Annotated in this window: 11 protein-coding genes; 9 read left to right on the top strand and 2 right to left on the bottom strand. The window is 54.6% G+C overall.

The window, feature by feature from the left end; genetic code table 11:
- Window positions 1-35: 35 nt before the first annotated feature.
- The 9 genes from CVU77_03690 (at window position 36) to CVU77_03650 (ending at window position 8,979) form a co-directional block, all read left to right on the top strand.
- Window positions 36-1,313 carry a hypothetical protein gene (locus tag CVU77_03690; GenBank protein PKN01618.1) on the top strand — a complete coding sequence of 426 codons (1,278 nt, stop codon included), beginning with the start codon at window positions 36-38 and terminating at the stop codon, window positions 1,311-1,313.
- A complete protein-coding gene (gene rsmI / locus CVU77_03685; GenBank protein PKN01617.1) occupies window positions 1,310-2,023 on the top strand; it encodes a 16S rRNA (cytidine(1402)-2'-O)-methyltransferase in 714 nt (237 codons plus the stop codon). The genes CVU77_03690 and rsmI overlap by 4 nt, the downstream gene beginning before the upstream one ends.
- A complete protein-coding gene (locus tag CVU77_03680; protein ID PKN01616.1) occupies window positions 2,020-3,051 on the top strand; it encodes an N-acetyl-gamma-glutamyl-phosphate reductase in 1,032 nt (343 codons plus the stop codon). The genes rsmI and CVU77_03680 overlap by 4 nt, the downstream gene beginning before the upstream one ends.
- Window positions 3,045-4,229, top strand: coding sequence for an ornithine acetyltransferase (locus tag CVU77_03675; GenBank protein ID PKN01615.1), 1,185 nt, complete (start codon window positions 3,045-3,047; stop codon window positions 4,227-4,229). The genes CVU77_03680 and CVU77_03675 overlap by 7 nt, the downstream gene beginning before the upstream one ends.
- A complete protein-coding gene (locus CVU77_03670) occupies window positions 4,226-4,678 on the top strand; it encodes a hypothetical protein (GenBank protein ID PKN01614.1) in 453 nt (150 codons plus the stop codon). The genes CVU77_03675 and CVU77_03670 overlap by 4 nt, the downstream gene beginning before the upstream one ends.
- Complete coding sequence (glyA, locus tag CVU77_03665; GenBank protein ID PKN01613.1) at window positions 4,675-5,919, top strand: serine hydroxymethyltransferase; 1,245 nt, start codon at window positions 4,675-4,677, stop codon at window positions 5,917-5,919. The genes CVU77_03670 and glyA overlap by 4 nt, the downstream gene beginning before the upstream one ends.
- 30 nt (window positions 5,920-5,949) lie before the next feature.
- Complete coding sequence (locus CVU77_03660; protein ID PKN01730.1) at window positions 5,950-6,579, top strand: uracil phosphoribosyltransferase; 630 nt, start codon at window positions 5,950-5,952, stop codon at window positions 6,577-6,579.
- Between the two features lie 160 nt (window positions 6,580-6,739).
- Window positions 6,740-7,753 (top strand): undecaprenyl-phosphate alpha-N-acetylglucosaminyl 1-phosphate transferase, encoded by a 1,014-nt coding sequence (locus CVU77_03655; GenBank protein PKN01612.1) that lies wholly within the window; start codon window positions 6,740-6,742, stop codon window positions 7,751-7,753.
- A 20-nt stretch (window positions 7,754-7,773) separates the two neighbouring features.
- Window positions 7,774-8,979 carry a UDP-N-acetylglucosamine 2-epimerase (non-hydrolyzing) gene (locus CVU77_03650; protein ID PKN01729.1) on the top strand — a complete coding sequence of 402 codons (1,206 nt, stop codon included), beginning with the start codon at window positions 7,774-7,776 and terminating at the stop codon, window positions 8,977-8,979.
- Window positions 8,980-9,472: 493 nt separating this feature from the next.
- On the opposite strand, the gene CVU77_03645 is transcribed toward CVU77_03650, so the two are convergent.
- Together CVU77_03645 and gltA are read right to left on the bottom strand one after the other, a co-directional pair.
- The gene (locus tag CVU77_03645; GenBank protein PKN01728.1) at window positions 9,473-9,913 is read right to left on the bottom strand and encodes a nickel-responsive transcriptional regulator NikR; all 441 of its coding nucleotides are present in this window, start codon (window positions 9,911-9,913) and stop codon (window positions 9,473-9,475) included.
- 7 nt (window positions 9,914-9,920) lie between these two features.
- Window positions 9,921-11,300: a glutamate synthase (NADPH), homotetrameric gene (gene gltA, locus CVU77_03640; protein PKN01611.1), complete on the bottom strand. Its 1,380-nt coding sequence runs from the start codon at window positions 11,298-11,300 to the stop codon at window positions 9,921-9,923.
- Between the last annotated feature and the right edge of the window lie 4 nt (window positions 11,301-11,304).

Genomic DNA, 11,304 nt, shown 5'->3' with positions numbered 1-11,304 from the left:
TGATATAATATTTCGCGTTCTAAAACCATAACGGTATGTCTACAGCGAGTTCAGTCATCCTGATGGCGGTCACCGTTGCGCTCGTGTGGCTTTTCGCGGCTTACCGCCGCGAAAAAAAATCGCGAAGCGCGGCCGATGTTTTTTTCAAAAATTCCCTCCAAAAACTTCAAAAACAACTCAATACCCAGCGCGCTGACCTCGATAATCTCCTTGCGCTTCTTATGGAGATACATGAGTTCGGAATGTCGGCCGCCGGCACAGCGTCGAAGTCCGACCTGTCGGAACTGATCATAAAATCCGCCTGCAAACTGATGCGCTCCGAAAACGGGTCGCTTATGATCATAGACCCTCAGACTAACGAACTCAGAATCACGGCGAGCATCGGCCTGCCCGAAAATGTCGTGGCCGCCACCAAAATGAAACTCGGCGAGGGGATAGCGGGACGTGTGGCTAAAACCGGCAAACCGCTTTTCGTCGACAACATCGAAACCGACATCCGTTTTCTCAAGGCCTCGAACGTCCGTTATCCGTCAAAATCTTTCCTGTCGGTGCCTCTTAAAGTCAAGGAGCGCGTGACGGGCGTGCTCAATGTTTCCTCCGGCCCCGACGAGCGCGGCTTCGAGGAGCGCGACATCCACCTTATAACGATACTCGCCGACGTGGGCGCCATAACTCTTGAAAACGTGGGGCTCTACACCAATCTTCAAAAGTTCTATATGGACATGGTCGAAACCATAGCCAGAATGATAGACGCCAAAGATTCCTATACTCACGAGCACGCCGACCGCGCCAGAAAATACGCGAAACTGATAGCAAAAAAACTCAATCTCCCCAGAGAAATGATCAGACACGTGGAGTACGCCGCGCTTATGCACGACATAGGCAAAATAGGGATAAACGAAAGCATACTTCACAAACCGGGAAAACTCACGTCGGAAGAAATGGACATAATCAAAAGGCATCCGGCAATCGGCAATAAAATAATATCGCCGGTCACGTTCTTAAATCCCGTCGCGCCGATAATACTTTATCATCAGGAATGGTACAACGGCAAGGGTTATCCGGAGGGACTCAGGGAAGAGGAGATACCGCTGGGCGCGCGCATAGTTTCCGTGATAGACGCTTACGACGCTATGTGTTCCGACCGTCCGTACCGCAAGGCCCTGCCAAAAGAACACGCCATAAACGAGCTCAAGCGGGGTTCGGGATTCCAGTTCGACCCCAAAGTCGTAAAGGCATTCATAGAAATTCTCGATGAAGACGCCGTGGGCGCGGCGGCAATCGCTTCGTCGGAAGAAGCCGAAACGGCATGAGCGGCATACTCCACGTCGTCTCTACTCCCATAGGAAACTCGCGGGACATAACCCTCAGAGCCCTCGACGTTCTTAAATCCGCCGACATCGTCTTCTGCGAGGACACGCGCCAGACAAGAAAGCTTCTGGTCATGCACGGCATCACGGCGCGGCTGGAGAGTTTGTTTCCGGGCAACGAGCGCGCAAAAACGCCGGGCGCCGTAAGGATGCTCCAAGAGGGCAAAAATATAGCGGTGGTATCCTCAAGAGGAACGCCCGCGGTCTCCGACCCGGGATTTTTTTTGATAAAAGAGGCCATCGCGGCGGGAATAAAGGTCTCGCCGGTGCCGGGTCCGTCGGCGGTTACCGCGGCGGTATGCGCGTCGGGCGCGCCCGTCGGAGATTTTGTGTTCGTGGGCTTTTTGAAACGAAAAACCGGCAGGTTAAAAAAACAGATGCTCGGAGCGGCCGCGTCCGGGACGAGCGTGGTTTTTTTTGAGTCGGCCGCGCGGCTGGCCGGAACGCTTGATGCGCTCGCCGAAGTGTTCCCCCCCGACCTTACGCGCGTTTGCGTGGCCAGAGAAATGACAAAAGTCCACGAAGAGTTCATAAGGGGCACGCTGTCGGAAGTAACGCGGGAGATTTCCGGGCGCGATATCAAAGGCGAAGTGACAGTGATATTATCGCCGTGCGCCGAGACGCCGGTCAAAGACGAAGAGGAAAAAATATGATTAACGCGGCCGTAATAGGCATAGGCGGATACACCGGCGAAGAACTGCTTAAAATTCTTACCAGACATCCCGGAGTAAATCTGGCGGCGGCCTGCGCCAGAGGCGCGACCGTCGGAAAAAAGCTGGGCGACATATATCCGCATTTGACGTCGTCGCGCGAACTGGTGTGCGAACCGGCCGACGCCGCGCTGATATCTTCGCGCTGCCGGGCGGCGTTCCTTGCGCTGCCGCATTCGGAGGCCGCGCCGTTTGCCGCCGAACTGTCCGAGAAGGGCGTTAAAGTCATAGATTTGAGCGCGGACTTTCGTCTCAAAAACGCGGATGTCTACGAACAGTGGTACAAGATTAAGCACCCTCGTGCGGATCTGCTGTCCGGCGCGGTATACGGAATGTGCGAGCTCAACCGCGAAAATATAAAAAACGCCGCGATAACGGCAAACCCGGGATGCTATCCCACCACGGCTATACTCGGTCTTGCGCCGTTACTTTCAAAAAAAGCCGGGTCGTGCGTGCTATCGTCGATAATAGTGGATTCCAAAAGCGGCGTATCGGGCGGAGGCAGAAAGTTCGCCGCGCAGTATTTTCAGAAAGACCACCCCGACCATAAACCCTACAATGTGGCCGGAGCGCACCGGCACATACCCGAAATCGAGCAGGAGCTTTCCGCCATAACCGGAACAGACATCAAGATTACTTTCACTCCGTCGATATTGCCGGTGGAACGCGGTATGCTTTCGGTGATTTATATCGATATGAAAGAGCCCTCAGACACCGCGGCTCTTACCGAACTCTACAAGGAATTTTACGAAGGCGAAAAATTCATAAGAATTTCCGACGAAACAGGGCTGCCGTCGGTAAAAGCCGTGGTCGGCACCAATTTCTGCGACATAGCGGCCAGATTCGACGCAAGGACGAACCGCGCCGTTATAATTTCGGCAATCGACAATCTCATCAAGGGCGCTTCGGGACAGGCGGCGCAAAACTTTAACATAATGTTCGGGCTCGACGAGGCGGAGGGCATATTGTGATTTTTCCCAAAGGATTCGCGGCGGCGGGAACCGCCTGCGGCATAAAAAAAACCGGCAAAAAAGATCTTGCGCTTTTTTACTCGGAAGCGCCCTGCCGCGCGGCCGGCGTTTTCACTAAAAATATTTTCAAGGCGGCGCCGGTCATCGTCTCAAAATTGCGGGTAGGCGGGATGTGCCGCGCCATAATTGCCAACTCCGGCAACGCCAACGCCTGCACCGGCGCGGCCGGAATAAAGGACGCCGTAGCGACATCGCGCGAGGTTGCCGAATATTTAAACCTAAAACCCGCGGAAGTGCTCGTGGCTTCCACCGGAGTGATAGGGCATTTCCTTCCGCTTGAAAAAATCCGCAAAGGCGTAAAAATACTCTCAAAAAAAATCCTCGACGGCAAAAACGACCCGGGCGCCGCCGCAAAAGCCATAATGACCACCGACACTTTCCCGAAGTCGGCATATGCGACGTTTATGTCCGGCGGAAAACGCTCGACAATATGGGCCTGCGCCAAGGGCTCCGGAATGATAGCCCCGAATATGGCCACAATGCTTTCCTTTATACTGACGGACGCCGCCATAACGAAAAACGCGCTGTCGCGCGCGCTTAAAAAAGCCGCCGACGCGTCGTTCAACCGTCTGACGGTCGACGGAGACACGTCCACGAACGACACGGCGCTGATCCTGGCCAACGGAGCGGCGCAAAACCGCAAAATCGACGGCGGACGCGACTTCGCGGCATTTTCGGCCGCGCTCCGAAAGGTCTGCGTTCATCTGGCCGAAACTCTGGCCTCGGACGGCGAAGGCGCCACAAAGCTTATGGTCGTAAACGTCGACGGAGCGCGCAACGACTCCGAGGCCGCGCGCGCCGCAAAATGCGTGGCGGAATCGCCTCTGGTAAAAACCGCGGTCTACGGCCGCGACGCCAACTGGGGACGGGTCGTAGCCGCGCTGGGGCGCAGCGGCGCGCTTGTTTCGCCGGCGGCCACGTCGGTGGCCTTCGGACGCTTAAAGGTCTTTGAGCGCGGACGTCCCGCGAGTTTTTCCGAAGCGGCCGCAAAAAAAATACTTTCGGCAAAAAAAGTCGAAATCAACATAAAAATCGGCTCCGGCAAGGGAGAGGCGAAATACTTTTCCTGCGACTTTTCCGAGGGATACATAAAAGTCAACGCGGCGTACAGAACATGAGAAAAATCGTGTTCGTATGCACCGGCAACACCTGCCGTTCGGTGATGGCCGAATATATGCTCAGAAAAATGCTCGCGGACACCCGTCGGGATAACCATGTTGAAGTTTCCTCGCGCGGCACCGCGGCATCGAAGGCCTTTCGCGTGCCGGACATAGTAAAAAACATGCTGGCCGAAGAAGGCATATCGGCCGAGGCGCACGTCTCCACGGTGGTCGATGCGTCCGACGTGGAAGAAGCCGAAATCGTATATGTGATGGAGTCGCACCACAAACTGCTGGTGGAAACACTCTTCGGGCGCGGCGAAAAAATAAAACTTCTGGGCGGCGAAAGCGAAATCCCCGACCCCGTAGGCCTGAGCGACGAAGCATACAGTACGACTTTCGCGGCGATAAAAGACCGTTTGGCCGAAGTGATGCGCGAGATTCAATACAAGGATGATAAAAAATGACGCTTAAAAAAAACGATCCCGCGATATATTCGCTGATCAAAAAAGAACTCTCCAGGCAGCGCGACGGCCTTGAACTGATAGCGTCGGAGAATTTTACTTCGACGGACGTGATGGACGCGCAGGGCTCGGCGCTTACCAATAAATACGCGGAGGGCTATCCCGGCCGCCGTTACTACGGCGGCTGCCAGTTTGTCGACGGAGTGGAAGATATCGCGCGGGAGCGAGTGAAGAAACTTTTCGGCGCGGAGCACGCCAACGTTCAGCCGCACTCGGGAACGCAGGCCAATATGGCGGTGTATTTCGCGGTGCTCAATCCCGGCGATACGATAATGGGAATGCATCTGGCGCACGGCGGACATCTGTCGCACGGACATCCGGCGAGTTTTTCGGGCAAATATTTCAAGGTGATACCGGTCAATCTCCGCAAAAAAGATTTGCTGCTCGACTATGCCGAGATAAAACGTCTTGCGGTAAAACACCGGCCGAAACTCATTGTGGCCGGTTCCTCGTCGTACTCCCGCACGATAGATTGGGGCCGGATATGCTCAGTGGCAAGAAGCATCAACGCCTATTTTATGGCCGACATCGCCCACTATGCGGGTCTGGTGGCCGCCGGCGTCTATCCGTCGCCGGTGCCGTGCGCCGACTTCGTCACTTTTACGACACATAAGACGATGAGAGGGCCGCGCGGCGGCGTCATACTGTGCAAAAACAAATTCGCCAAGGACATCGACCGCACGATATTCCCGGGAACCCAGGGCGGGCCGCTGATGCACGTAATCGCCGCAAAGGCCGTGGCTTTCAAAGAGGCGTCGAGTCGGAAATTCAAAAACTACCAGCGGCAGGTTCTGGCCAACGCGCGCGCTCTGTCCGGCGCCCTTGAACGCGGGGGATTTAAAATAATAAGCGGCGGAACCGACTGCCATATGTTTATGGTCGATGTCACCGCGGTGGGGCTTACCGGCAGGGACGCGCAGAACGCGCTCGAATCGGCCGGAATTACCGTCAATAAAAATTCGATTCCTTACGATAAAGAAAATCCCGCCGTCGGAAGCGGCATACGCGTGGGCACGCCGGCTCTGACCACCCGCGGGATGAAAGAGCGGGAGATGGAAATAATAGGAGACACGATGGCGTCTCTTCTTAAAAAACACGATTCGGCGGCGCAGAAATCACGGGCGATAAAAACCGTGCGGGCGCTGGTATCGAAGTTCCCGTTGTATCCGCGTCTTAAAATTTAGCGACGGAGGCCAATACGGATGAAAATGAACATGAAAAATCTTAAAATTATCCAGCACGCGCTTGTGCAGCATAAACTCAGCGTCCTAAGGAACAGAGAAACGCGTCCCAAGGATTTCCGCGAAGTTCTCAAGGAAGTGTCGGCGCTGATGTTTTACGAAGTGACCCGCAGCGTGGCTACGAAAGCCGTAAGAATAAAGACGCCGCTTGGAATGTCGCCGGGACGAATAGTGTCGGGCAAAATGATATGTCTGGTTCCTATACTCAGAGCGGGGCTCGGCATGGCCGAAGGCATACACCCGCTTCTGCCCCAAAGCCGCATCGGTCATATAGGCCTTTACCGCGACCCTAAAACTCTGCTGCCCGTGGATTATTTCATAAAACTTCCCCGCGACATAGACAAGCGTCTGGTGGTTCTTCTGGACCCGATGCTCGCCACGGGCAACTCGCTGGTAGAGGCGATAAATATCTTGAAAAAAGAAAACGTCAAAAAAATAATTTATCTGGGAATACTGGCGGCGCCCGAAGGAATCAAAGTCGTTCATAAGTACCACCCTGAAGTTCCGCTCTATCTTGCCGCCGTCGACAAACGCTTAAACTCGCACGGTTACATAATACCGGGGCTCGGCGACGCCGGAGACCGGCTGTTCGGCACGAAATAGAATCACGGTTTCGATTCAATTTTCTCATTACGCGTCCATAAACACTTTTGTCATTGCGAGGCCATCAAGTTTACAAACTTGATGGCCGTGGCAATCTCAATAAGCAGGGGCGAAAGATTTTTCGCCCCTACAACTCCTCGCAATGACGTTAAAATAATAAATGCTCCTATACCTGACTACATTTATGGCGTCTTTCGCGGGAGCGGTGATTTTTGTCCCCGTATCCATAATTCTGGCCAAAAAATTCGACGTGCTCGACCACCCCCGCGCGCGCAAGGTGCACCGGCTGGCGCTGCCCCGATGGGGCGGAATCGGAATTTTTCTGGGCATAGCGTCGGGTATCGCGGCGGCATTCTATCTCTTCCCCACTTTCCGCGAACTCCTTACATATAACTACAAGGGTCTGCTTTTGTCAAAGCAACTCCGCGGCATAGCTTTCGGCGCTACGGCGGCGGTCATCACCGGAGCCATCGACGACAAAAAAAATATCCGCGCCGCCACCAAACTTCTGGCGCAGATAATCGCCGCCTACGTGGCGATGGATTTCGGCGTGCGCATATTCGGGCTTACGATACCTTTCTACAAAACCGTCGCTTTCCCGCAAATTCTTCAGCAGATAGTGACTGTAATCTGGATAATCGGTTTCATGAACACCATCAACCTTGCCGACGGACTCGACGGCCTGGCAGCCGGAATTGTGGCCATAGCGGCGGCTTCATTTTTTGCCGTGAGCGTAATCCTGAGCAAAGGAGCCAACGCCGACCTGGCGAGGCAACTCACACTTTCGGCGGTGATGTCCCTTGGCGTGGCGGGCGCGGCAGTGGGTTTTCTTGTCTATAACTTTCCTCCGGCCAGAGTTTTTATGGGAGATTCGGGCGCGCTTATGCTCGGCTTCATGCTTGCGGCGATATCCGCCACCGGCACGCTTAAGAGCACCGCATTTCTGTCGCTGTTAATCCCCATTACCGTCGTGGCGCTGCCTATACTCGACGTATGCCTGTCTATTTTCAGACGATGGCGCAAAGGCGTAAAACTATCGGCGCCGGACAAGGAACACATACACCACAAGTTTCTGGGGTTCGGATGGACGCAGCGGGAAGTCGTTCTTCTTATGTACGTGGTCACGCTCATATTGGCCAACTTAACCGTGATTTTGACGATAATAAGGAAATAAATATGCCGCGCAAGGCCAGGATAAAAATATTGTCCGTGTTCGGCACCCGTCCGGAAGCCATTAAAATGGCGCCGGTAGCGCTCGAACTTGCCCGACGGAAAAATAGATTTTCAAGCGTAATATGCGTGACAGCGCAGCATCGCCGTATGCTTGACGACGCCATGAAGGTCTTCGGGATCAAATCGGATTATGACCTCGACATAATGCAGGACTCGCAATCCCTTACGCATATAACCACGGCGGTTCTGGAACGCTCGGGTAAAGTTATGGACGCGGAAAAACCCGACCTTGTGCTCGTGCACGGCGATACCACCACGACTCTGGCGGCAACTCTGGCGGCATACTATCGCAGAATTCCCGCGGGCCACGTCGAAGCGGGTTTAAGAACGCGGAATATTTATCAGCCGTTTCCGGAAGAGATGAACCGACGTCTCACCGACGCCGTTTGCGAACTGCACTTTGCTCCGACGAAGGCCTCAAAAAATGCCCTGCTCGCGGAGAATATCGCCGCGCGCGGCATCTTCACCACCGGCAACACGGTCATCGACGCTCTGAAAACGGCCGCGACCCTGGTGAAAAAATCAAAGCGGCCTTCGCTGTTGCCGGATATCACCGGGAAGTTCGTTCTTATGACCTGCCACCGGCGGGAGAATTTCGGCAGGCCGCTGCGCGAGATTTTCGCGGCCGTGCGGGATTTTGCAAACGACTCCGGGATACGGGTCGTCTACCCCGTTCATCCTAATCCGAACATACTCCCGGCCGCCAAAAAGATTCTCGGGGGTTCCAAAAATATCCGCCTCATCGAACCTGTGGATTATTTCACCCTGGTCGAATTGATGTCGGGAGCGTATTTCGTTCTGACGGATTCGGGAGGAATTCAGGAAGAGGCGCCTTTTTTGAAAAAGCCGGTGATTGTGCTGCGGAATATTTCCGAAAGACCGGAGGCCGTGGCCGCCGGCGCGGTCATTATTGCCGGCAACGGCTATCAAGGCGTGAGCGGGGCGATGAAACGTCTGGCATCGGACAAAAAACTCTACGCCTCGATGTCGCGCGGCGCAAGCCCTTACGGCGACGGACGCGCGGCGGCAAGAACTCTCGACGCAATCGAATATTATTTCGGATTAAGAAAGAAAAGACCGGCGGACTTTACCGATGCTTCACTAAATAATGAATACAGCGGCCGAGCCGGTTTTGGAGCGAGACAAGGAGCGAGGAGCGCGGTGTAGCCGCAGCGCTACACAAGCGACGAGCAACGAAGTCGCAGCCCAAAAACGGCCGGCCCCTTCGGGGAGGCGCGCCTTTCAAGCGTCTGCCGCGTTGCTCCTCCTCGACGTATCACAGAGGATACGCCTTCGTCGTCGCGCCTTGCATCCGTCTTGAAAATCGCGCCTCCGATGTATCCATTATTTAGTGAAGCATCGGTGGGCGGGGAATTAGGCGGGGACGGCTGTTGTCAGATATTGAGGCCGTTGAAAAACCCTTGTTTAGTCATTCTGAGTCCTTCGCGATGTCATTCTGGGTCCTTCGGCGGCGTCATTCTGGGTCCTTCGGCGGCGTCATTCTGGGTCCTTCGGCGGCGTCACGACAAACGAGACCCTTCACGGAGCCTGCCCTGAGTAGGACGAGATCCTTCGCTACGCTCAGGATGACAGAAGGCGAAAGGTTCAGGGTGACACTGTTGGGCTTTTTCAACAATCCGGAATTACAATTACGATATCTTCAGGGAATTTGCGAGCCCAGGGTGGCTCTGCTCAAAGACGCGTGCTTTATGCCCTTGATGGTTTTAAGACGACGGAAAAAATCTTTTATTTTTGACGCGGGTCCGCGCACGGCGATTATTTCAAGACAGTTGTCGCAGTCAAGATGCACGTGCTGCGACGATATTATAACGTCGCCCGCGTCGTGTTGTATTTCAAGCAGTTTATCGACGACGGCATGCCTGTGATGGTCGTACACTATCGTGGCTACGGCGGCCACGCGAGCCCCCCCCGTCCATTCCTTGTCCACCGCAATTTCTTTTATCAAATCCCTGAGCGCCTCGGAACGCGTGGGATAGTTCATTGAACGCACGTGCGAGTCGAGGACATTGAGCAGTTTTTGTTCCAGCGATACGCTGAAACGGACAAGACGATCCGCCGCGGCGTTTTTTATTTTTTTCATTTTTATCCTACTTATCGGCCGCATACCTGAGCATCGCTTCCGACGCTTTCTTGGCCATGCCCATGGCCTCTATCACCGTGTCTCCACCGACGATATCTCCGCCCGCGAAGATGCCCGGCACGGCGGTCATTAAATCGGAATCCACGACAAGATAGCCGTGCCCGTCGGTTTTAAGCTCCGGCGTAAGAGACGGAACCACGGGATTTGGCAGCAGCCCCACCGCCACGATTACCATATCGACCGGAATTATGAAGTTGGATCCCGCGACGGGTTTTACGGAACATCGTCCGGCGTCGTCGGGCCGGCAAAGTTCCATTTTAACGCATTCCATCGCGCGGACGAAGCCCTTTTCGTTGCCCAGAAATTCAACGGGTTGCGTCAAAAGCATAAACTTTACGCCCTCTTCCCGCGCGTGCGCGATTTCGACACGGCGGGCAAGCATTTCATTTTCCGACCTGCGATAAACGAGCGTTACTTCCTCGGCGCCGAGCCGCAGCGCGGAGCGGGCCGCATCCATGGCGGTGTTTCCCCCTCCCACCACCACGACTTTCTTGCCTATGTAAATCGGAGTATCGTATTGCGGAAAATCGAACGCGTGCATCATATTCAACCGCACGAGAAACTCGTTGGCGGAATATATGTGATTGAAATTTTCGCCGGGAACGCCCAGAAAATTCGGCAGCCCCGCGCCCGTACCGATGAAGATAAGGCCGTACTCTTTCATTATCTCGTCTATGGTAAGAGTTCTTCCGACGAGGACGTTTGAAACAAAGTTTATGCCCAGCGACTTCAGGTATCTTAATTCCGATTCTATTATCCTGCCCGGCAGACGGAATTCGGGTATCCCGTAACGCAATACCCCTCCGAAAAGATGGAGCGATTCAAACACCGTTACGTCCAGTCCCGCCTTAGCCAGATTGCCGGCGCAAGTCAATCCCGCGGGTCCGGAACCTATTATGGCTGCCTTGCGGCCTTTGGGTCTCTTTTGTTTGGAAACGCTTTCGCCGGCGGACATTCCCGCGCCTATCGCCCAATCCCCGACGAAACGCTCAAGGTCGCCTATGGCGACCGGCTGGCCTTTTTTGCCTATGATACAGCGCGCTTCGCACTGGGTCTCCTGCGGGCAGACGCGGCCGCATATCGCCGGCAAATCATTTGTGTCTTTGAGCACTCGAACGGCTCCGGCGAAGTCGTCTTCCGAGAGTTTTTTTATGAACTCGGGAATTCGTATACCGACGGGACACCCTTCGACGCACAGAGGGTTTTTGCACTGGATGCACCTGGACGCCTCTTTTACGGCTTCCTCTTTGGTGTACCCGAGTGTGACGGGGTTAAAGTCCTTCGCGCGCTCAAGCGGGGCGCGCTCCTTCATTTCTACTCGTTTCATCGTC

The organism is Elusimicrobia bacterium HGW-Elusimicrobia-1, assembly GCA_002841695.1.
Taxonomy (GTDB): domain Bacteria; phylum Elusimicrobiota; class Endomicrobiia; order PHAN01; family PHAN01; genus PHAN01.
This window is presented reverse-complemented; position numbering and strand designations above follow the sequence as displayed.